The organism is Agrococcus sp. GW821-FHT14H11, assembly GCF_058803545.1.
Genome location: NZ_JBXAPA010000012.1, coordinates 20,176 through 39,755 on the forward strand (window position 1 = coordinate 20,176; position 19,580 = coordinate 39,755).

22 protein-coding genes are annotated in these 19,580 nt (G+C 73.2%); 14 read left to right on the forward strand and 8 right to left on the reverse strand.

Annotated features, from left to right (window positions below):
- The first annotated feature begins 2 nt into the window (after nucleotides 1-2).
- Entirely contained in the window at nucleotides 3-674 is a 672-nt protein-coding gene (locus AC1RNL_RS12355) for an SRPBCC domain-containing protein (RefSeq protein ID WP_492935433.1), read from the forward strand.
- Between the two features lie 113 nt (nucleotides 675-787).
- Here AC1RNL_RS12355 and AC1RNL_RS12360 read toward each other — a convergent pair whose 3' ends face one another.
- Nucleotides 788-1,459, reverse strand: a complete 672-nt coding sequence (locus AC1RNL_RS12360; RefSeq protein ID WP_128189047.1) for a hypothetical protein — start codon at nucleotides 1,457-1,459, stop codon at nucleotides 788-790.
- Nucleotides 1,460-1,523: 64 nt separating this feature from the next.
- Nucleotides 1,524-1,853, reverse strand: a complete 330-nt coding sequence (locus AC1RNL_RS12365; protein ID WP_128189046.1) for a cupin domain-containing protein — start codon at nucleotides 1,851-1,853, stop codon at nucleotides 1,524-1,526.
- A gap of 85 nt (nucleotides 1,854-1,938) precedes the next feature.
- Between AC1RNL_RS12365 and AC1RNL_RS12370 the strand changes: the two genes are divergently transcribed.
- Together AC1RNL_RS12370 and ctlX are read left to right on the forward strand one after the other, a co-directional pair.
- Nucleotides 1,939-2,346 (forward strand): cupin domain-containing protein, encoded by a 408-nt coding sequence (locus AC1RNL_RS12370; protein ID WP_128189045.1) that lies wholly within the window; start codon nucleotides 1,939-1,941, stop codon nucleotides 2,344-2,346.
- Nucleotides 2,347-2,479: 133 nt separating this feature from the next.
- Entirely contained in the window at nucleotides 2,480-3,517 is a 1,038-nt protein-coding gene (gene ctlX, locus AC1RNL_RS12375) for a citrulline utilization hydrolase CtlX (RefSeq protein WP_492935406.1), read from the forward strand.
- 33 nt (nucleotides 3,518-3,550) lie between these two features.
- On the opposite strand, the gene AC1RNL_RS12380 is transcribed toward ctlX, so the two are convergent.
- On the reverse strand, nucleotides 3,551-4,708 hold the full coding sequence (locus AC1RNL_RS12380; protein ID WP_246993124.1) for an FAD-dependent oxidoreductase: 1,158 nt from the start codon (nucleotides 4,706-4,708) through the stop codon (nucleotides 3,551-3,553).
- Nucleotides 4,709-4,815: 107 nt separating this feature from the next.
- Here AC1RNL_RS12380 and AC1RNL_RS12385 point away from each other — a divergent pair, with 107 nt between their 5' ends.
- From AC1RNL_RS12385 to AC1RNL_RS12425, 9 genes are all read left to right on the forward strand, one after another.
- The gene (locus AC1RNL_RS12385) at nucleotides 4,816-5,031 is read left to right on the forward strand and encodes a heavy-metal-associated domain-containing protein (RefSeq protein ID WP_128189037.1); all 216 of its coding nucleotides are present in this window, start codon (nucleotides 4,816-4,818) and stop codon (nucleotides 5,029-5,031) included.
- A 78-nt stretch (nucleotides 5,032-5,109) separates the two neighbouring features.
- Nucleotides 5,110-6,093, forward strand: coding sequence for a DUF8832 domain-containing protein (locus tag AC1RNL_RS12390; protein ID WP_492935407.1), 984 nt, complete (start codon nucleotides 5,110-5,112; stop codon nucleotides 6,091-6,093).
- A 41-nt stretch (nucleotides 6,094-6,134) separates the two neighbouring features.
- Complete coding sequence (locus AC1RNL_RS12395; protein WP_492935408.1) at nucleotides 6,135-8,435, forward strand: heavy metal translocating P-type ATPase; 2,301 nt, start codon at nucleotides 6,135-6,137, stop codon at nucleotides 8,433-8,435.
- Between the two features lie 48 nt (nucleotides 8,436-8,483).
- On the forward strand, nucleotides 8,484-8,693 hold the full coding sequence (locus AC1RNL_RS12400) for a YHS domain-containing protein (protein WP_246993119.1): 210 nt from the start codon (nucleotides 8,484-8,486) through the stop codon (nucleotides 8,691-8,693).
- A 144-nt stretch (nucleotides 8,694-8,837) separates the two neighbouring features.
- Complete coding sequence (locus AC1RNL_RS12405; RefSeq protein WP_246993117.1) at nucleotides 8,838-9,185, forward strand: ArsR/SmtB family transcription factor; 348 nt, start codon at nucleotides 8,838-8,840, stop codon at nucleotides 9,183-9,185.
- On the forward strand, nucleotides 9,178-10,398 hold the full coding sequence (locus tag AC1RNL_RS12410; RefSeq protein ID WP_492935409.1) for an MFS transporter: 1,221 nt from the start codon (nucleotides 9,178-9,180) through the stop codon (nucleotides 10,396-10,398). The genes AC1RNL_RS12405 and AC1RNL_RS12410 overlap by 8 nt, the downstream gene beginning before the upstream one ends.
- Nucleotides 10,399-10,533: 135 nt before the next feature.
- Entirely contained in the window at nucleotides 10,534-11,253 is a 720-nt protein-coding gene (locus AC1RNL_RS12415; RefSeq protein WP_246993112.1) for a FadR/GntR family transcriptional regulator, read from the forward strand.
- A gap of 127 nt (nucleotides 11,254-11,380) precedes the next feature.
- Nucleotides 11,381-12,724 carry an MFS transporter gene (locus AC1RNL_RS12420; RefSeq protein WP_225792707.1) on the forward strand — a complete coding sequence of 448 codons (1,344 nt, stop codon included), beginning with the start codon at nucleotides 11,381-11,383 and terminating at the stop codon, nucleotides 12,722-12,724.
- A 50-nt stretch (nucleotides 12,725-12,774) separates the two neighbouring features.
- On the forward strand, nucleotides 12,775-14,031 hold the full coding sequence (locus AC1RNL_RS12425) for an alpha-hydroxy acid oxidase (RefSeq protein WP_492935410.1): 1,257 nt from the start codon (nucleotides 12,775-12,777) through the stop codon (nucleotides 14,029-14,031).
- A 12-nt stretch (nucleotides 14,032-14,043) separates the two neighbouring features.
- On the opposite strand, the gene AC1RNL_RS12430 is transcribed toward AC1RNL_RS12425, so the two are convergent.
- Nucleotides 14,044-14,418, reverse strand: coding sequence for a VanZ family protein (locus AC1RNL_RS12430; RefSeq protein WP_492935411.1), 375 nt, complete (start codon nucleotides 14,416-14,418; stop codon nucleotides 14,044-14,046).
- 145 nt (nucleotides 14,419-14,563) lie between these two features.
- Between AC1RNL_RS12430 and AC1RNL_RS12435 the strand changes: the two genes are divergently transcribed.
- Nucleotides 14,564-14,845 carry a type II toxin-antitoxin system RelE/ParE family toxin gene (locus AC1RNL_RS12435; protein ID WP_492935412.1) on the forward strand — a complete coding sequence of 94 codons (282 nt, stop codon included), beginning with the start codon at nucleotides 14,564-14,566 and terminating at the stop codon, nucleotides 14,843-14,845.
- A gap of 10 nt (nucleotides 14,846-14,855) precedes the next feature.
- Nucleotides 14,856-15,149, forward strand: coding sequence for a HigA family addiction module antitoxin (locus AC1RNL_RS12440; RefSeq protein WP_146355902.1), 294 nt, complete (start codon nucleotides 14,856-14,858; stop codon nucleotides 15,147-15,149).
- Nucleotides 15,150-15,179: 30 nt separating this feature from the next.
- Here AC1RNL_RS12440 and AC1RNL_RS12445 read toward each other — a convergent pair whose 3' ends face one another.
- The 4 genes from AC1RNL_RS12445 to AC1RNL_RS12460 are packed head-to-tail and all read right to left on the reverse strand — an operon-like array spanning nucleotide 15,180 to nucleotide 19,579.
- Complete coding sequence (locus AC1RNL_RS12445; RefSeq protein WP_492935413.1) at nucleotides 15,180-16,157, reverse strand: NAD(P)H-quinone oxidoreductase; 978 nt, start codon at nucleotides 16,155-16,157, stop codon at nucleotides 15,180-15,182.
- Complete coding sequence (locus tag AC1RNL_RS12450) at nucleotides 16,154-17,356, reverse strand: MFS transporter (RefSeq protein ID WP_492935414.1); 1,203 nt, start codon at nucleotides 17,354-17,356, stop codon at nucleotides 16,154-16,156. Before AC1RNL_RS12450 ends, AC1RNL_RS12445 begins: the two co-directional genes overlap by 4 nt.
- On the reverse strand, nucleotides 17,353-19,044 hold the full coding sequence (locus AC1RNL_RS12455) for a tripartite tricarboxylate transporter permease (protein ID WP_492935415.1): 1,692 nt from the start codon (nucleotides 19,042-19,044) through the stop codon (nucleotides 17,353-17,355). The genes AC1RNL_RS12450 and AC1RNL_RS12455 overlap by 4 nt, the downstream gene beginning before the upstream one ends.
- A 4-nt stretch (nucleotides 19,045-19,048) precedes the next feature.
- Nucleotides 19,049-19,579 carry a tripartite tricarboxylate transporter TctB family protein gene (locus tag AC1RNL_RS12460; protein ID WP_492935416.1) on the reverse strand — a complete coding sequence of 177 codons (531 nt, stop codon included), beginning with the start codon at nucleotides 19,577-19,579 and terminating at the stop codon, nucleotides 19,049-19,051.
- Nucleotide 19,580 lies beyond the last annotated feature (1 nt).

Genomic DNA, 19,580 nt, shown 5'->3' on the forward strand with positions numbered 1-19,580 from the left:
CCATGGTGGATGTGCTGGCCCAGCTGGGCGCGGTCGACCGGACGGTGCAGGGCACCCAGATCGATGGCGAGCCCGCGCGGCTGCAGAGCCTCGCGCAGACCTACGACGCGCCGATCGACGACGTGTGGGATGCGGTGACGAGCCCGGAGCGCATCGCGCGGTGGTTCCTGCCGGTCTCGGGCGAGCTGCGGCTCGGCGGCCGCTACCAGCTCGAGGGCAACGCGGGCGGCGAGGTGCTCGAGTGCGAGCCGCCGGCCGACGGCGCGGCCCGCTACCGCGCGACGTGGGAGTTCGGCGGCGGCATCACCTGGCTGACCGTGCGGCTCGCGAGCCTCGGCGAGCGCACGCGGCTCGTGCTCGAGCACGTGGCCCGCGAGACCGAGGTGCCGGCCGAGATGCGGGAGACCTTCGGTCCTGGCGCGACCGGCGTCGGCTGGGACGGCGGCCTGCTGGGGCTCGGGCTGCACCTGGCCTCGCCCGACACGGCGATGACGCCGGCCGAGGGCGAGGCGTGGGCGGCGACCGAGGAGGGCAACGCCTTCTACCGGGGCGCGGCCGACGCGTGGGCCGAGGCATCGATCGCGGCCGGCGTCGATCGCGAGACGGCTGGGCGGCAGGCGGATGCGACGTACGGGTTCTACACGGGCACGCTCGACCTGGGCGGCGGCGAGTAGGCGGCGCTGCCCGCGGGGCGCCTGCGTGCACGGCTCGAGGAGGCGTCACCGGATGAGGACGGCGCGTCCTCGATCCGTGCGCGAGGCCTGGATCGTCCTCGACCGGTGGCGGGTCAGGCGCGACGCGCCGCGTCGCGCGGGCGCAGCGCCCAGCCCATCCACCGCCACGCCCCGGCCCCAGCCATGGCGCCGACCACGGTGCCGATGAACCCGGCGGCCAGCGCCGCGATGGCGAAGCTCGTCGCCGGGTCGCCCTCGGGCTCCAGCAGGGAGGTCACGATCGCGACGGCCACGGCGACGAGGTGCACGGGCACGGTCGCGATCGCGGCCGCGGCCGCCGTGATGCCGAGCGCGCGGCCCGCTCCCCAGCGCCGCAGCCGCAGCCAGCTCAGCAGCAGGCCCAGCAGGCACAGCACGGTGCCGATGGCGACGACGCCGACGGTGATCGGCGTCACGATCTCGGCGATGCCGTCCGCGAGCGGGTTCACGCCCGACCACAGGTAGACGAGGGGCGTGATGAGGGCGGAGACCCCGACGATGAACGCCCAGAAGAGCAGGATGACGCCGCCGAGCGCCGTCCCGACGCCGAGCAGCGCGCCGCTCGCGGCGCCGAGTCGCAGCAGCCGACGGCGCTCCGCGTCGGTGAGCGGCGGGCGCGGCGCGGCGGGCTGCTGCCACGTGACCCGAGGGTGCGCGGCGAGCTGCTGCGGCATCGACTGCGGGTGCGGCCAGGTCGGCTGCGGCGGCTGCCACGGCTGCGGGGCGCCCTGCGGCGGGAGGCTCATGCCGCGACCGTAGGGGCGCACGCCTGCGAACCCGCTGGGATGCGCGCGGGTGCCGCGGGTGGCGTCACCGGACGGCGACCGTCAGCAGCACCGCCGCATCCGTCACCGCGTCGAGCGCGTGCCGCTCGTCGGGGATGCCGACCACGTCGCCGGCCGACGCCTCGAGCTCGCCCGCGGCCCAGCGCAGCCGCACCGTGCCGGTGAGCACCTGCAGCGTCGCCTCGCCGCCCGCCTCGTGCTCGTCGAGACCGCGCCCCGCCGCGAGCCCCATCACCGTCTGGCGCAGCGCCGCGTCGCGGCCCGATCGGATCGACCGCCCGGCTCGCCCGCTGCTCGCCTCGCGGGCGGCGGCGAGCAGCTCGTCGGCGAGCGAGGGCAGGTGCACGGGGTCCATGGAGCCATCATGCCGCGCGGGCGTCCGCGGCTCTACCCTCGGCATCAGCGAAGGCGCGCTGAGAGCGCGAGCTCAGGAAGCGACGATGACGACGGATGCGACCCGGCCGGGGGCGGACGAGGAGCCGGTCGTGCGCGCCTCGCGCATCCTCGCGACGACGGGCGAGCTCGGCGCCGCAGCCGGCCCGGACGCCCGCGGCGCGATCTGGCGGCTCGAGGAGGCCGAGCGGCACCTCGACGCGAACGTGATCGCGCTGCCGCCGGGCGAGCGCATCGAGGCGCACGCCGGCCCGGACGAGGACGTGCTGTGGCACGTGATCGCAGGCTCGGGCGCGCTCTCGACCGACGACGGCGAGCTCGAGCTGCTGCCGGGCGCCATCGTGTGGCTGCCCCGGCGCTCCACGCGCGCCGTCACCCCCGGCCCCGAGGGCCTCCGCTACCTCTCCGTGCATCGCCGCAAGCCCGGCCTCGGGATCGGTCGCGCGCCCGCGTGATGCGGCGCCGCAGCCGGAATCGAGCGCCCTGGCGCTGAAGACGCACGCTTTCGCCCGTCGCGACCCCTCGCCGCGCCAGCACCTTGCGCGAACGCCCGATACGCGCGCGCCCGCGCCGCTAGATTCGGCAGGTGTGAGCGCCACCGCCCCCGAAGCCGTCATCCTGATCCGCGCGCTGCAGTTCCGGCCCAACCCGGCGACCGCGGCCGACAACGCCTTCCAGGCCGAGCCCGACGACGGCGAGACGCCCGACGAGACCGCCGCGAAGGCGCTCGCCGAGATGGACGCGGTCGCCGAGGCGCTCCGGGCGGTCGGCGTCACGGTGCACGTGTTCGAGGACGAGGACCACACGCGCCCCGACAGCGTGTTCCCCAACAACTGGCTCTCCACCCACGCCGGCGGCGCCGTCGCCGTCTACCCAATGTACGCATCCAACCGCCGGCATGAGCGCCGCACCGACGTGCTCGAGATGCTGAAGAGCACGTACCGGGTGCAGACGATCATCGACTACTCGGGGCTCGAGCCCGACGGCATCTTCCTCGAGGGCACCGGCGCGATGGTGCTCGACCACGTCTCGCGCGTCGCGTACATGGCGCGCAGCCACCGCGCCGACACGAACGTGCTCGAGCGGTTCTGCACCGACTTCATGTACGAGCCGATGGTCTTCGACGCCGTCGACGCCGACGGCGTGCCGGTCTACCACACCAACGTCATCGCGTGCGTGGGCACCGACGTGGCGCTCTTCGCGCTCGACATGATCCCGGATGCGCGGCGTCGGCAGGAGGTGCGCGAGCGGCTCGAGGTGCACTGCCGGAAGGTCGTCGAGCTCACCGAGGAGCAGGTGCGCGAGTTCGCCGGGAACGCGGTGGAGCTCTCGGGCCGCTGGCCCGACGGTCGCCGCCGCACGATCATGGCCATGTCGGAGCGGGCGCGCAGGTCGCTGCGGCCCGACCAGATCGCGGTGATCGAGGAGTCGTGCGAGATCGTCGCGGTCGACATCCCCACGATCGAGCTCGCGGGCGGCTCGGTGCGCTGCATGATCGCGGGCGTGCACCTCGACCCGCGGCCGGCGCGCGAGCCCGAGCTCACCGAGGCGGTCGAGGCGATCGCCGAGGAGCCCGAGACGATGGACGGCGCCGAGGCGGCGTCGGAGCTGGAGACCGCGGGCTGAGCCGACGGCGGCGGATGCCCGCGGCGCCGGGCGTCAGAGTCGCGCGGCGGCCCGCGCGACGTGCGGCCCGGCGTTCCAGCCGGCGACGCCCGTGAGCGCCCCGCCCTCGTCGGCGAACTCGGTGAGCAGCCCGCCGCCGTCGAGCTCGGCGACGGTCTCGCGCGCATCCGCCCCCCGCACGCCGCGGCCCACGATGACGGCGCCGTGCACCATGAGCGTGAAGCCCGTCGTCGATGCCCAGGGACCTGGGTCGTCGCCGAGCCCGAGGTCGTGGAGGACCGTGCGCGCCGCATGCGCGCCCTGCGCCACCGCAGCGTCCCAGTGGTGGGCCCGCGCCGCACCCGTCGGTGGGTGCGCGACGCTGCCGGCGGCGTAGATCCCCGCCCCCGCCTCGGCCCGCAGGCGGTCGTCGACGGGGATCGCCCCGTCGAAGCCCGCCCACGCTGCATCCGCGCGCGAGCCGACGGCCACGAGCACGGCGTCGGCGGCGATCTCGGTGCCGTCGGAGAGCTCGACGACGGCGGCATCGCCGGCGCCGGCGCCGGGCGCGGCGCGGATCGCGCGGACCTCGGCGCCCAGTCGCGCGTCGACCCGCTCGGACTGCAGCGCTGCGAGCCGCCCGGCGATCTCGGCGCCGAGGGCCGCGCGGAGCGGTAGGGGCGAGCGGCCGATCAGCGTGACGCGGGCACCCGCTGAGGCGAAGTGGCTCGCGACCTCGGCGCCGATGAACCCCGCCCCCAGCACGACGAGCCTCGCGCCCGAGGGCTCGGGGATCGCGCGGCGCAGCGCCTCGGCGTCCGGCGCGCGGTGCATCGCGTGCAGCCGCACCGCCGGGTCGACGGCGATCGCCGCGTCGAGGGTGCGCGGGGCGCTGCCGGGTGCGAGCACGACCGCGATGCCGCGCAGGACCCGGCCGTCGTCCAGGACGATGGCCCGCTCCGTGCCGTCGAGGCGCGCGGCGCGGGCGTCGATCACCTCGACATCCGGCAGCGGCGGGAGCGCGATCTGCTCGGCCGTCAGCAGTCCGGGCAGCACCCCCTTGTCGACGAGGGTGCGGTTGATCGGCGCGGCGCCCTCGCCGTTGATCAGTCGGATGGGCCCGGAGAACCCTTCGGTCCGGAGTGCACGGGCGCAGCCGTGCCCGGCCGCCCCGGCACCCACGATCAGCACTGCCTGCTCGAACGACGACATCCGTCCCGCCTCTCCTCGCGACCGCTTGCGCGGATACCCCCCTGGGGTATACCTTTCACGGTAACAGCACGGAGGGCCGATCGGGCCCGCGGATCCAGGAGGCGACCATGACGACGACCGAGTACCAGGTGACCGGGATGACCTGCGGCCACTGCGAGGGCGCGATCCGCAGCGAGGTCGGCCAGATCGCCGGCGTCTCCGGCATCGAGGTCAGCGCCGCCACCGGCCACCTCGCGGTCTCGACCGCAGGCGACGCGCCCGTCGACGACGCGGCCGTGCTCGCCGCCGTCGAGGAGGCCGGCTACGAGGCACGCGTCGCCTGACGCACCACGGTGCCCGCCCGCATCGGCAGGCACCGCATCCCGCTCCGCTCCCCACGCAGCCCCGACGAAGAGGACCCGATGAACACTCCCGCCCGTCTCAGCATCTACGGCCTCGGCCTGGTCGCCGCCTTCGGCGCGGCATTCCTGGTCGCCGGCGCGGTGGTGCCCGAATCCGCCGTCGAGGCTCGCGCCGCAGAGGTCGAGGAGGGCCATGGCGCCCACGAGGAGACGGTGCTGCCCGACGAGGCGGCCGCCGCCGCGCTCCCGGGCCTCTCGCTCGACGCGGACGGCTACCGGCTGAGCCCGATCACGGCGCCCGACGCGGTCGGCGAGGAGGAGGAGCTGCGCTTCTCGGTGCTCGGCGCCGACGACGAGCCGCTGCTCGAGTACACCGAGGAGCACGAGAAGGAGCTGCACCTCATCGTCGTCCGCCAGGACGGCAGCGAGTTCCGCCACGTGCACCCCGAGATCGACGCCGAGGGCACCTGGTCGCTCCCGTGGAGCTGGGACGAGGCCGGCACCTACCGCGTCTTCGCCGACTTCACGCCCGGCGGCGCCGAGAGCGGCGTGACGCTCACCCGCACCCTCAGCGTCGCCGGCGACTTCGAGCCCGCCGCCCAGGAGGACGAGGTGCGCACCTCGCAGGCCGGCGACTTCGAGGTCGAGCTCATCGGCGACCTGGCCGCAGGCGGCAGCTCGACGCTCACCGTCGAGGTCACTCGCGACGGCCAGCCCGTGACCACCATGGAGCCGTACCTCGGCGCCTTCGGCCACCTCGTGGCGCTGCGCGACGGCGACCTCGCCTACCTGCACGTGCACCCCGAGGGCGCCGAGCCGGAGGCGGGTCAGCTCTCCGGCCCCACCGTCGAGTTCGCCACCGAGGCGCCGACACCCGGCCGCTACCTCCTCTACTTCGACTTCCAGGTCGACGGCGAGGTGCAGTCCGCCTCGTTCGTGCTCGGCACCGATGGTGAGGCCTCCGAGAGCGGCTCGTCCGAGGAGGGCGACCACGAGGAGCCCGCCGAGGGCGACACGCACGACGACGGCGAAGACGACCACTGAGCCGCTGACGCTCCCCCACGCGAACGCAAGGATCGAACATCATGTCCACACCCGAAGTCGTCAGCGAACGGCCCGCGAGCAGCTACGAGATCGAGATCGGCGGCATGACGTGCTCGTCGTGCGCGATGCGCATCGAGAAGAAGCTGAACAAGCTCGAGGGCGTCGAGGCGTCGGTGAACTACGCCACCGAGAAGGCCAGGGTCTCGGCCCCCGAGGGGTTCGACCCGTCGCTGCTCATCGCGGAGGTCGAGAAGACCGGCTACACGGCGACCCTGCCCAAGCCGAAGGCCGCTGAGCCGCAGCCCGGCGACGAGGACGAGCCCGTCGACCACGAGCTCGTGGCACTCCGGCAGCGGCTCATCGGCTCCATCGTGCTCTCGGTGCCGGTCATCCTCATGGCGATGATCCCCGCGCTGCAGTTCACCTACTGGCAGTGGCTCTCCCTCGCCCTCGCGTCGCCCGTCATCGTCTGGGCGGCCTGGCCGTTCCACCGCGCGGCATGGATGAACCTGCGCCACGGCGCGGCGACCATGGACACCCTGGTGTCGGTCGGCACCGGCTCCGCGTTCATCTGGTCCCTGTTCGCGCTCTTCTTCGGCACCGCCGGCGTCCCGGGCATGACGCACCCCTTCGAGCTGTCGATCGCGCCGAGCGACGGCGCCGCGAACATCTACCTCGAGGTCGCCGCCGGCGTCACGATGTTCATCCTCGCGGGCCGCTACTTCGAGAAGCGCTCGAAGCGCCAGGCGGGAGCGGCGCTGCGCGCGCTGCTCGAGCTCGGCGCGAAGGACGTCGCGGTGATGCGCGGCGGCGCCGAGGTGCGCATCCCGATCGACGAGCTCGCGGTGGGCGACGAGTTCGTCGTGCGCCCCGGCGAGAAGATCGCGACCGACGGCGTGATCGTCTCCGGCATGTCGGCCATCGACGCGTCGATGCTGACCGGCGAGTCGGTCCCCGTGGAGGCCGGCCCGGGCGACGCCGTCACGGGCGCGACCGTCAACGCGAGCGGCCGGCTCGTCATCCGGGCCACGCGAGTCGGCTCCGACACGCAGCTCGCGCAGATGGCCAAGCTGGTCGAGGATGCGCAGTCGGGCAAGGCCGAGGTGCAGCGCCTCGCCGACCGGGTCTCGGGCATCTTCGTGCCGGTCGCCATCGGGATCGCGGTCGTCGCGCTCGGCGCCTGGCTCGGCGCCGGCTTCCCGGTCGCGAGCGCCTTCACCGCCGCGGTCGCGGTGCTCATCATCGCCTGCCCCTGCGCGCTCGGCCTCGCGACGCCGACGGCGCTGCTCGTCGGCACGGGCCGCGGTGCGCAGATGGGCATCCTGATCAAGGGCCCGGAGGTGCTCGAGTCGACCCGCAAGGTCAACACGATCGTGCTCGACAAGACCGGCACCGTCACGTCGGGCAGGATGACGCTCGTCGACGCGGTCGCCGCGCCGGGCACCGACCGCGGCCAGCTGCTGCGCCTCGCCGGCGCGATCGAGGACGCCTCCGAGCACCCGATCGCCCAGGCGATCGCCAAGGGCGCCACCGAGGAGCTCGACCTCCTGCTGCCGCCGGTCGAGGACTTCCGCAGCATCGAGGGCAAGGGCGTCACCGGCGTCGTCGACGGGCACGCGGTGCTCGTCGGCCGCCAGTCGCTGCTCGACGACTGGTCGGTGGCCGTCGATGACGAGCTGCTGCGCCGCAAGGCCGCAGCCGAGGAGCAGGGCAAGACCGCCGTGCTCGTGGCCTGGGACGGCGAGATCCGCGGCCTCCTGGTCGTCGCCGACACCGTCAAGCCGACGAGCGCGCAGGCGATCCGGCAGTTCCGCGAGCTCGGGCTGACGCCGATCCTGCTCACGGGCGACAACGAGACGGTCGCGAAGCGGATCGCCGCCGAGGTGGGCATCGACGAGGTCATCGCCGAGGTGCTGCCGAGCGACAAGGCCGACGTCATCTCGCGGCTCCAGTCCGAGGGCAAGGTCGTCGCGATGGTCGGCGACGGCGTCAACGACGCGGCGGCGCTCGCGCAGGCCGACCTGGGCCTCGCCATGGGCACCGGCACGGACGCCGCCATCCAGGCATCCGACATCACGCTCGTCAGGGGCGACCTGCGCAGCGCGGCCGACGCCATCCGACTCGCCCGCAGGACCCTCGGCACCATCAAGGGCAACCTGTTCTGGGCCTTCGCCTACAACGTGGCCGCCATCCCGCTCGCGGCCTTCGGCCTGCTCAACCCGATGCTCGCCGGTGCGGCGATGGCGTTCTCCAGCGTCTTCGTCGTCGGCAACAGCCTCCGCCTTCGCTCCTTCAAGAGTCGCGCGGTGGACCCCCAGACGTCGGCGGCCGCGCGCGCCTAGCGCCGGCGACGACGACTGACCTCACCCACACCCCGAAAGGAACCCACCATGTGCGAAGCCCACGACCACGCCGCCGCCGCCACCACTGAGGCCGCGACCGCCGAGTGTCCCGTGATGCGCGGCAACCACGTCGACAAGGCCGACGCCGAGGCGCAGGGCCTCGTCCGCGAGTACAAGGGCGAGACGTACTACCTGTGCTGCGCGGCGTGCGGCCCGCTGTTCGACGCCGACCCCGAGAAGTACCTCGTCGCGGCCTGAGTCGCCGGCACGACGGAAGAGGCGCCACCCAATGCGGGGCGGCGCCTCTTCCGCGTCGCGGCGTCCGATCGTGACTACGCTCCCAGTCGACGCGCTGTTGCCGCCCGGGTCTGGCTATGCCATTGTTTGCGTATGAACGCATATATGCAAGAAGCCGGAGAGCCGGTCGAGCTCGCGGTCGAGGTCTTCTCGATGCTCGCCGACGCGACGCGGGTGAAGATCCTGCTGGCGCTCCGCGAGGGCGAGCAGTCGGTCGGCGACCTCGCCGCCGCGGTGCGGAAGCCCACGCCCGGCGTCTCGCAGCACCTCGCCAAGCTGCGCCTCGCGCGCATGGTGGTCGCCCGCCACGAGGGCACCCGCGTCTACTACCGACTCGCCGACGACCACGCGAGCGAGCTGGTCGCCGTCGCCATGCACCAGGCCGAGCACATGCTCGGCACGGCCCCCGAGCACCTCGGCGTGCCCGAGGAGGTGGGCGGCGACCGTGCGTGAGGTGCTGCGGAACCCCGCCTACGCCAAGCTCTTCAGCGCGCAGATCGTCGCGCTGCTCGGCACGGGCCTCCTGACGGTCGCGCTGGGCCTCCTCGCCTTCGACCTCGCGGGCGGCGACGCCGGCGTCGTGCTCGGCATCGCCCTCACGATCAAGATGCTCGCGTACGTCGGCGCCGGGCCGCTGCTCATCGCGGCGACCAGCCGCGTGCCGCGGAAGGCGCTGCTCATCGGCGCCGACGTCGTGCGCGCCGCGATCGCGCTCATGCTGCCGCTCGTCGGCGAGGTGTGGCAGATCTACGTGCTCATCTTCCTGCTGCAGTGCGCATCCGCCACCTTCACCCCCGCGTTCCAGGCGGTCATCCCCGAGATCCTGCCCGACGAGCGCCAGTACACGCGCGCCCTCTCGCTGTCGCGGCTCGCCTACGACCTCGAGTCGCTCGTGAGCCCCGCGCTCGCCGCCGCGCTGCTGCTCGTCACGAGCTACTCCAACCTGTTCCTCGGCACCGTCGTCGGCTTCGCGCTCTCGGCGCTGCTCGTCGTCGCGACGCGCTTCCCCGCGATCGAGGCGCAGCAGGGGCTGACGTTCTTCCAGCGCCTCACGCAGGGCGCGCGCATCTTCCTGCGGCATGCCGAGCTGCGGGCGCTGCTCGCGCTCAACCTCGCGGTCGCGGCGCCCACGGCGATGGTGATCGTGAACACGGTGGTGCTCGTGCAGGACCGGCTCGCGCGGCCGCAGGCGGATGTCGCGTTCCTGCTCGCCGCCTACGGCGCGGGCTCCATGGTGGTCGCACTGCTGCTGCCGCGGCTGCTCGAACGCGTGCCCGACCGCACGGTCATGCTCGCGGGCGCCGCGTCGGCGACGCTCGGGCTCGGAGGGACGACGGCCGCGCTCCTGACGGTGCCGTCCTGGCCGATGCTGCTCGCGCTCTGGGCGGTGCTGGGAGCGGGCAACGCCGCGATCCTCACAGCCTCGGCACGGCTGTTGCGGCGCAACGCCTCCATGCAGGAGCGGCCGGCGGTCTTCGCCGCGCAGTTCTCGCTCTCGCACGCGTGCTTCATCGTCACGTACCCGCTCGCGGGCTCGCTCGGCGCGGCGATCGGCCTCGGCTGGACGGCGCTCGTGCTCGGTGCGATCGCGGGCGTCGCCACCCTGGCGGCCGCGCTGCTGTGGACGAGCCGGGAGCCGGCGCGGCTCGAGCCCGTCACCGATTGAGGATCGGTCGCGGAACGAGGAGGCTCGCTCCTCGATCCGCGGCGGGCTCCGAGTCGCTCCTCGATCGGTCGCGCGGCGCAGCCATGACCGCGTGGGTGCGGCCGAGCGCCTGGTGGCACTGCGATACTCGGGGCGATGAAGGCGCACGAGACCGTGATGGGCTGGGTGACGGCCGAGCTGCAGAGCGGCCGGCTGTCGATCGGCGATCACCTGCCCGGTGAACGCGCGCTCGCCGAGACGCTGGGCGTGTCGCGCGGATCGCTGCGGGAGGCCCTCCGCGTGCTCGAGGCGATCGGCGCCATCCGCACCTCGACCGGCTCCGGCCCGCGCTCGGGCACGATCATCACCGCGTCACCGGGTCAGGCGCTCGCCCTCTCGCTCAACCTGCAGCTCGCGACCCGCCACGTCGAGCACGCCCACGTGTTCGAGGTGCGGCTGCTGCTCGAGGCCTGGAGCGCCGAGCACGCCGATCTCGCCAGCGGCGACTGGCCGACGGCCGAGCGCCTCCTCGACCGCATGGACGACCCCGGGCTCGGCGTGCCCGAGTTCCTCCAGCTCGACGCCGAGTTCCACGTCGCGCTGTCGCGCGCGGCGGGCAATCCGCTCATCAGCACGCTCATGGACGCGCTGCGCACCTCCATCGCCGACCACACGCTCGCGCGCGCGCAGGCGCTGCCCGACTGGCCGACGACGGCGACGCGGCTCCGCGCCGAGCATCGCGGCATCTATGAGCGGATGCGCGCCGACGACCGGGAGGGCGCTGCAGCGCTGCTTCGCGACCACATCCGCGGCTACTACGCCGAGACCTCGACGGAGCCGGACGGCGCTCGCACCGCGACGGACGCGACGGGGTAGCGACGCGCTCCGCCGGTGCGGACCGCGCGCCTTCGGCGCTTGACGGCGGGTGCCCGCTGCTCTATCGTCGCTGTGGTCTGACCACATGGTCCGACCACACTCGAACGCTTCTCGAAGGAGAGAAACCGTGGCCAGCACCTCTGCTCCCGCAGCTCAGCCGCCGCATCGGCTCAACTACCGCGTCCTGTTCGGCAGCCTCTCCGGCAGCGTCATCGAGTGGTTCGACTTCCTCGTGTACGGCACGGTCGCCGCCCTCGTCTTCAACCGCATCTTCTTCCCCACCGACGACCCGTTCATCTCGACGCTGCTGGCCTACGCGTCGTTCTCGCTGACGTTCTTCTTCCGGCCCATCGGCGGCGTCGTCTTCGCGCACATCGGCGACCGGATCGGCCGCAAGAAGACGCTGTTCCTCACGCTGATGCTGATGGGCGGCGGCACCGTCGCGATCGGCCTCCTGCCCGACTACTCGGCGATCGGCATCTGGGCCCCGATCCTGCTCGTCCTCTTCCGCATCATGCAGGGCATCGGCATCGGCGGCGAGTGGGGCGGAGCCCTGCTGCTGGCCTACGAGTACGCACCGAAGCACCGCCGAGGCCTCTACGGTGCCGTGCCGCAGATGGGCATCAGCCTCGGCCTGCTCCTCGCCTCGGCCGTCGTCGCGCTGCTGACGCTCATGCCCGAGGACCAGTTCCTGGCATGGGGCTGGCGGATCCCGTTCGTCGCGAGCGTCGTGCTGGTCTTCATCGGCCTGTGGATCCGCAACGGACTGGACGAGACGCCCGAGTTCCAGCGGATCCGCGACACCGGCGCGCGCCTGCGCCTGCCCATCAAGGAGGTCGTCACGAAGCACTGGGGCGCCGTGCTCGTCTCGATCGGCGCGAAGGCCGCCGAGACCGGCCCCTTCTACATCTTCGGCACCTACGTGATCGCCTACGCCACGAACATCCTCGACGTGCGCCAGAACATCGTGCTGCTCGCCGTCGCGGCCGCGGCGCTCGTCGCCACGGTGTGGATGCCGTTCTTCGGCCATCTCTCCGACCGCGTCGGCCGCGCCGTGCTCTACCGGATCTCGGCGACGGCGACGATCGTGCTCGTCGCGCCCTACTTCTGGGTCCTGAACACCGGTGAGACGTGGGCGGTCTTCGCCGCGACCATCGTCGCGTTTGGCCTGCTGTGGGGCAGCGTGAACGCGATCCTCGGCACGCTGATCGCCGAGAGCTTCAGCCCCGAGGTGCGCTACACCGGCGCGACGCTCGGCTACCAGGTGGGCGCTGCGATCTTCGGCGGCACCGCGCCGCTGATCGCGGCGTGGCTGCTCGAGGCGAGCGGCGGCGAGTGGTGGCCGATCGCCGTCTACGTGGCCATCTGCGCCGGCCTGTCGGTCGTCGCCTCATTCTTCATCTCGCGCGTCGCGCACGTCGAGGCGACGCAGGAGGCCACGACGAGCGATCCCGTGCCCGACGTGCGCTGAGCGCCGCGCCAGCCGCGCCCATCCGTCCCGCATCCACACCGAGGAGCATCATGAAGCGACAACTCCCCCGACTCGGCGAGCTCGCCGAGCTCATGCAGTTCAAGCGTCCCGACCTCGACGCCCGTCGGCGCCGGCTCGACGCGGCCCTCACGATCGACGACCTGCGGGCGATCGCCAAGCGGCGCACCCCGGCCGCCGCCTTCGACTACACCGACGGCGCGGCCGAGGGCGAGGTCTCGCTCACCCGCGCGCGGCAGGCGTTCGAGGACGTCGAGTTCCACCCCGACATCCTGCGGCCCGCCGCGAGCGTCGACACCTCGACGACCGTGCTCGGCGGCCCGAGCTCGATGCCCTTCGGCATCGCGCCCACGGGCTTCACGCGCCTCATGCAGTCCGAGGGCGAGACCGCCGGCGCCGGCGCCGCGGCCGCCGCGGGCATCCCGTTCACGCTCTCGACGCTCGGCACCACCACGATCGAGGACGTCAAGGCGGTCAACCCGCACGGGCGCAACTGGTTCCAGCTCTACGTCATGCGCGACCGCGAGGTCTCGTACGGGCTCGTCGAGCGCGCGGCCGCCGCCGGCTACGACACCCTCATGTTCACGGTCGACACGCCCATCGCCGGCGCGCGCCTGCGCGACAAGCGCAACGGCTTCTCGATCCCGCCGCAGCTGACGCTGAAGACCGTCGTCGACGCGATCCCCCGCCCGTGGTGGTGGTTCGACTTCCTCACGACGCCCAAGCTCGAGTTCGCGTCGCTGTCGACCACCGGCGGCACCGTGGGCGAGCTGATCAACAACGCCTTCGACCCGACCATCTCGTACGACGACCTCGACGTCATCCGCTCCATGTGGCCGGGGAAGCTCGTCGTGAAGGGCGTGCAGAACGTGCCGGATGCGGTGCGGCTCATCGAGGGCGGCGTCGACGGCATCGTGCTGTCGAACCACGGCGGGCGCCAGCTCGACCGCGCGCCCGTGCCGTTCCACCTGCTGCCGCAGGTCGTGCGCGAGGTCGGCCGCGACGCGACGGTCATGGTCGACACGGGCATCATGCACGGCGCCGACATCGTCGCCTCGGTGGCGCTCGGCGCCAAGTTCACGCTCATCGGCCGCGCCTACCTCTACGGCCTGATGGCCGGCGGGCGCCAGGGCGTCGACCGCACGATCGCCATCCTGCGCTCCGAGATCGAGCGCACGATGGCGCTGCTGGGCGTCTCGTCGCTCGACGAGCTCGAGCCGCGCCACGTGACGCAGCTGCAGCGGCTCACGCCGATCGCGCGCGACGCGGCGGAGCACATCGAGGGCTGAGCGGGCGACTCCTCAGGCCGCCGGCACCCGCCGGCGGCCTGCGAAGCGGCGGCGCAGCAGCAGGCCGAGCGCGAGGCCGAGCGCGACGCCGACGAGGTCGGCGACCGCGTCCCACGGGTCGCCCGAGCGCTCGGCGAGCAGCGCGTGCTGGATGAGCTCGGATGCGACGGCGTGGGCTGCGAGCGCCGCCCCGAGCCAGGCGGGCGCGAGGCCCGCGAGCACGCCGAGCAGCGCCGGCGCGAGGAACACCGCCGCGTGCAGCACCTTGTCGAGCCCGGGCGCCTGCGGCAGGTCGGACGGCGGGCTCGGCAGGTAGAGCACGACGAGCTGCGCGACGAGCGCGAGCGCGAAGAGCGCCCCCGCCGCCCGACGCACGCCCACTCGCATGCGTCGATCGTCGCATCTCTTCCACAGCGGCCCGACGACCCTGCCCCCGGAGTCATCCCTGAGCGCATCATCGGATCATGGCAAGTACGGGGAAGCGGCCCATAACGCGTTGCGTTCATAACGCCACGCGTTATACACTCTGCTCGTGATCCAGTCGTTCGGCGATCGCGAGACCGAGCGGTTGTGGCAGCGCGAGTCGGTGCGGTCGCTCGATCCCCGGATCATGCGGACCGCGCTGCGAAAGCTGGCGATGATCGACGCCGCAGCGACCATCGACGACCTGCGGATCCCGCCCGGGAACCGGCTCGAAGCACTCAAGGGAGGACGAGCAGGTCAGCACAGCATCCGCATCAACGACCAGTGGCGCATCTGCTTCGTCTGGACCGCGAGCGGCCCGACCGGCGTCGAGATCGTCGACTACCACTGAAGGAGGAGCGATGAGCAAGCTGGAGCCAGTGCACCCCGGCGAGGTGCTCCACGAGGAGTTCCTCGTGCCGCTGGGCGTCACGCAGCACCGGGTCGCGGTCGCGATCGGGGTGCCGCCCCGCCGGATCAACGAGATCGTCCACGGCAAGCGCCGCCTCACTGCCGACACGGCGCTGCGGCTCGCACGCTACTTCGGCACCTCGGCGCAGTTCTGGGTGAACCTGCAGTCGCGCTTCGACCTCGAGAGCGAGCGCGACCGCATCGGAGCGCGCCTGGAGGAGATCCGCCCGCTGCAGTCCGCGTAACGGGAGCGAGCCCGTACCTGCGCCGCCCGCCTACCGCACGAGCAGCAGCTTGCCCCCCGGCGCATCCGCCGACCCCATGAGCGCGTGGGCGCGGTCGGCCTCGACGAGCGGCACCGTCGCCCCGATGACCGGCCGCAGCTGCCCGACGGCGAAGCCGGGCCAGATGCGCTCGCGCACCTCGGCGATCACGGCCGCCTTCGAGCCGCGCCCGGTGCGCGGGCGGGCGCGCAGCGTCATCGCTCGCAGCGTCACGCGGCGCTGCATGAGCCGGCGGAGATCCACCTCGGCGCGCGTGCCGCCCTGCACGGCGATCACCGTGAGCGTGCCGTCGAGCGCGAGCGCCTCGAGGTTGCGGCCGAGGTAGTCGGCGCCGATGACGTCGAGGATGGCGCCGGCGCCGCGGCCCTCGGTGGCGGCCTGCACCGCCTCGACGAAGTCGTCGGCCCGGTAGTCGATGACGAGCTCGGCGCCGAGCGAGCGGCACAGATCGTGGTGCCGGGCGCTCGCCGTGGTCGCGACGCGCCACCCCGCGGCGCGCAGCAGCTGGATGGCCATCGTGCCGATGCCGCCGCTGCCGCCGTGCACGAGCGCGAGGTCGCCGGGCTCGGGCGCGGGCAGGTCGCGCATCGCGGTCCACACGGTGCACACCGCCTCCGGCAGCGCCGCGGCCTCGGCGAGCGGCACGCCCGCGGGCACCGGCAGCAGCTGCGTCGTCGGCACCGCTGCCCGCTCCGCGTAGCCGCCGCCGGCGAGCAGCGCGCACACCTCGTCGCCGACCGACCAGCCGGTCACGCCCTCGCCGAGCGCGACGATCGTGCCCGAGCACTCGAGGCCGAGGATCTCCGACTCCCCCGGGGGCGGCGGATACTTCCCCGCGCGCTGCATGAGGTCGGCGCGGTTCACCGCGGCCGCGGCGATCTCGACGATCACCTCGCCGGGTGCCGCGACGGGGTCGGGCACCTCCGTCCACGTCATCGCGCCGTCCGCGTCGTGCTGCATCGCCTTCATGCCGTCCGCCCTTCTCCGCTGAGTCCTGTCCTGGTCGCCCACGCCCGGCTGGCCGCCATCCCGGCCGCCCCGATCGCCAGCGCGGTCGACAGCCCCACGACCCCGCTCCACCCGAGCTCGTCGTAGAGGATGCCGCCGAACCACCCCCACAGTGCCGCACCCGCGAGCCAGCTGAGCTGGTAGAGCGCCGTGGACTGCGCGCGGCCCCGGTCGGCGGCGAGCCCCGAGAGCGTGCTCGACATCGGATGCGCCATGAACGTGCCGACCGTCAGGAGCGTGATGCCGGCGAGCAGCACCCCGATGCTCGTCGCCTGCATCGGCAGCGCGGCGAGCGCGACGGCGACGCCGCCGCCGAGCACGACGGCCCACGGCGGGATGCGCGCGGCGAGCGCGCCGGCGACGCGGGCGCTCGCGGCCCCGGCGAAGTAGACGAGGAAGAACAGGCTCGCGAGCGCGGCCGGCACCCGGAACGGGTCGTCGATGAGGTGGAAGCCGAGGTAGTTGTAGACGGCGGTGAACGCGCCCATCACGAGGAAGCCCTGCACGTAGATCGAGACCGTCGTCCAGCGCGACAGGTGATGGCCGACGTTCCCGAGCGCCTCGCGCATCGAGACGACGCGGCCGTCGCGCTGCTCGATGCCGCGCGGAAGCAGCACGAAGAAGAGCAGGCACGCGATCAGGCCGATGCCGGCGACGACGAGCAGGCCCACGCGCCAGTGGAGCAGCTCGCTCACCGGGCCCGCGATCACGCGGCCCGTGACCCCGCCGATCGTGTTGCCGGTGATGTAGACGGCCGCGGCAGCGGGCACCCGGTGGCGGGGCAGCACCTCGACGAGCAGCGCCATCGCGACCGCCTGGATGCCGCCGAGCGCGACGCCCGTGAGCGCGCGCATCGCGATGAGCGCCTCGAGCGTCGGCGCGAGCGGCGCCGCGAGCGCGAGCACCGTCGTGGCGATGAGGCTGATGCGCATCACCGCGGTTCGGCCGATGCGATCCGAGAGCCACGCCCACGGCAGCACCGACAGGGCGATGCCGGAGGTCGTGGCCGAGACGGCGAGCGACGCGGTCGCGCTCGAGATGCCGAGGTCGCTCGCGAGGCTCGGGAGGATCGCCTGCGCGTCGAACAGCTGCGAGAAGGTCGCGAAGCCGGAGACGAAGAGCGCCGCGACGAGCGACCGCTCCCGCCCGTCGGGCCTCACCGCCGGCGCGCGTCCTCCGCGCGCTCCTCCTCGCTGCGCCCGTCGGCGTCAGCGGCCGCCGCGCCGTCCGCGACCTCGGCCGTGCCGGCGCCCGCACCGTCCGTGCCGGGCTCTGCCGACGCATCCGCCTCGCCCTTGCCCGCGCGCTTGCCGCGCGTGACGGGCACGAGGCCGGTGGGCGGCGGGATGTGCCGGGCCTGCTCGAGGAGCGCCGGCTTGCCCTTGCGGAGCCGCCGCACGAACGCGATGCCGAAGCCGAGCGCGAGCGCCGAGTAGATGGTGATGGCGATGGGGTCGCTCACGAAGATGGCCGGGTCGCCGCCGGAGATGAGCAGCGACTGGCGCACCGACGCCTCGAGGATCGGCCCGAGCACGAAGGCGAGCACGAGCGGGCCCGGGTCGAAGCCGGTGCGCTTCATGAGCCAGCCGAGCACGCCGAAGCCGAGCACGAGCCAGATGTCGAACGGGTCGTTCGAGATCGAGAAGGTGCCGATGAGCACGATCGCCATCGCGAAGGTGACGAGGATGCCGATGGGCACCCGCAGCAGCTGGATGAAGATGCCGACCATCGGCATGTTGAGCACGAGCAGCATCGCGTTGCCGATGAGCATCGACGCGACCACGCCCCAGAAGATGTCGGGGTGGTTCGGGATGAGGCCGGGCCCGGGCGTGATGCCCTGGATGAGGAGCGCGCCGAAGATGAGCGCGAGCACGACGTTCGAGGGGATGCCGAGCACCAGCAGGGGCACGAAGGCGGAGGTCGAGGATGCGTTGTTCGCGGTCTCGGGGCCGGCGACGCCCTCGATGGCACCCTTGCCGAACCGCGAGGGGTCCTTCGCGACGCGCTTCTCGAGCGCGTAGGAGGCGAGCGACGAGAGCACGCCGCCGCCGCCGGGGAGCACGCCGATGAAGAAGCCGAGCAGCGAGCCGCGGGCGATCGGCAGCGCGGACTGCTTCGCATCCTCGCGCGTCGGGAGGATGCGCTTGATCTTCTTCGCCACGAGCTGCATGTGGCCGCCCTGCTCGAGGTTGTGGAGGATCTCGCCCACGCCGAACAGGCCCATCGCGATCGCGACGAAGTCGAAGCCGTCGAGCAGCGACGCGCTGTCGAAGGTGAAGCGCGGCACGCCGCTGATGGGGTCCTGGCCGACGACCGACAGCAGCAGGCCCACGGCCGCCATCGTGAGCGCCTTCCACATGGAGCCGGTGCCGAGCGAGGTGACGAGCATGAGGCCGAGCACCATGAGCGCCACCATGGCGACCGGGCCGAAGGCGAGCGCGGCCTCGGCGAGCATCGGCGCGAAGATCGCGAGGCCGATGACCGAGATGACTCCGCCGATGAACGAGCCGATCGCGGCGATGCCGAGCGCGGGACCGGCCCGGCCCTGCTTGGCCATCTGGTAGCCGTCGAAGGTCGTGACGACGGAGGCGGCCTCGCCGGGCATGCGCAGCAGCACCGAGGTGATCGTGCCGCCGTACATGGAGCCGTAGTAGATGCCGGCGAGCATGATGATCGCCGTCGCGGGGTCGAGCGCGTAGGTGAGGGGCAGCAGCAGCGCGATGGTGGCGGTCGGGCCGAGGCCGGGGAGCACCCCGATCGCGGTGCCGATGACGACGCCGACGAAGACGTAGAGCAGGTTGATGGGGTCGAGCGCGACCCCGAAGCCTTGGAGCAGTCCGTCGAGCACGTCGTCACATCCAGGAGGTCAGGGGCGTCATGAGCACGTCCCGCGGCAGCGGCACGCCGAGCACGACGTCGAAGAGCAGGAAGAGCGCGACGGCGCCGCCGGCCGCGAGCGGCGCGGCGGTGCGCCAGCGCATGTCACCGAACATGCGCAGCCACAGCAGCATGAGCAGCATCGCCGGCACGGTGAAGCCGAGCAGCGTGAAGAGCGCCGCGAAGACGACGAGCGAGGCGAGCGCGATGAGCGTGCGCACCGAGGAGGTGCCCCACGACTCGTAGTCGTCGAGCGAGTCGGTGATGGCGACGACGACGGTCGCGCCGAGCAGCACGACGGCGGCGATGAACGGCCACAGCCCCGGCCCCGGCATGCTGCCGGTGCCGAGGCCGTAGCCGATGCTGAGGACGATGGCCGCCACGCCGACCGGGCCGAGCAGCGCCACGGCGCTCCAGCGCGCGATCCTGCGCCCGCGGAGCCCCTCGGGGCGCTCGGATGCGTCGGTCACGGCGTCGGGCCCGGAGCGGTCGGCGAGGTCGGTCATG

Excerpts from the sequence above, each read along its gene's own strand:
- AC1RNL_RS12440 (WP_146355902.1), top strand. The coding sequence starts at position 14,856 with ATGAGCAAGCTGGAGCCAGTGCACCCCGGCGAGGTGCTCCACGAGGAG.
- AC1RNL_RS12425 (WP_492935410.1), top strand. The coding sequence starts at position 12,775 with ATGAAGCGACAACTCCCCCGACTCGGCGAGCTCGCCGAGCTCATGCAG.
- AC1RNL_RS12380 (WP_246993124.1), bottom strand. The coding sequence starts at position 4,708 with ATGTCGTCGTTCGAGCAGGCAGTGCTGATCGTGGGTGCCGGGGCGGCC.
- AC1RNL_RS12365 (WP_128189046.1), bottom strand. The coding sequence starts at position 1,853 with ATGGACCCCGTGCACCTGCCCTCGCTCGCCGACGAGCTGCTCGCCGCC.
- AC1RNL_RS12360 (WP_128189047.1), bottom strand. The coding sequence starts at position 1,459 with ATGAGCCTCCCGCCGCAGGGCGCCCCGCAGCCGTGGCAGCCGCCGCAG.
- AC1RNL_RS12390 (WP_492935407.1), top strand. The coding sequence starts at position 5,110 with ATGAACACTCCCGCCCGTCTCAGCATCTACGGCCTCGGCCTGGTCGCC.
- AC1RNL_RS12370 (WP_128189045.1), top strand. The coding sequence starts at position 1,939 with ATGACGACGGATGCGACCCGGCCGGGGGCGGACGAGGAGCCGGTCGTG.
- AC1RNL_RS12415 (WP_246993112.1), top strand. The coding sequence starts at position 10,534 with ATGAAGGCGCACGAGACCGTGATGGGCTGGGTGACGGCCGAGCTGCAG.
- AC1RNL_RS12400 (WP_246993119.1), top strand. The coding sequence starts at position 8,484 with ATGTGCGAAGCCCACGACCACGCCGCCGCCGCCACCACTGAGGCCGCG.
- AC1RNL_RS12430 (WP_492935411.1), bottom strand. The coding sequence starts at position 14,418 with ATGCGAGTGGGCGTGCGTCGGGCGGCGGGGGCGCTCTTCGCGCTCGCG.
- AC1RNL_RS12445 (WP_492935413.1), bottom strand. The coding sequence starts at position 16,157 with ATGAAGGCGATGCAGCACGACGCGGACGGCGCGATGACGTGGACGGAG.
- AC1RNL_RS12460 (WP_492935416.1), bottom strand. The coding sequence starts at position 19,579 with ATGACCGACCTCGCCGACCGCTCCGGGCCCGACGCCGTGACCGACGCA.
- AC1RNL_RS12385 (WP_128189037.1), top strand. The coding sequence starts at position 4,816 with ATGACGACGACCGAGTACCAGGTGACCGGGATGACCTGCGGCCACTGC.
- AC1RNL_RS12395 (WP_492935408.1), top strand. The coding sequence starts at position 6,135 with ATGTCCACACCCGAAGTCGTCAGCGAACGGCCCGCGAGCAGCTACGAG.
- AC1RNL_RS12405 (WP_246993117.1), top strand. The coding sequence starts at position 8,838 with ATGCAAGAAGCCGGAGAGCCGGTCGAGCTCGCGGTCGAGGTCTTCTCG.
- AC1RNL_RS12355 (WP_492935433.1), top strand. The coding sequence starts at position 3 with ATGGTGGATGTGCTGGCCCAGCTGGGCGCGGTCGACCGGACGGTGCAG.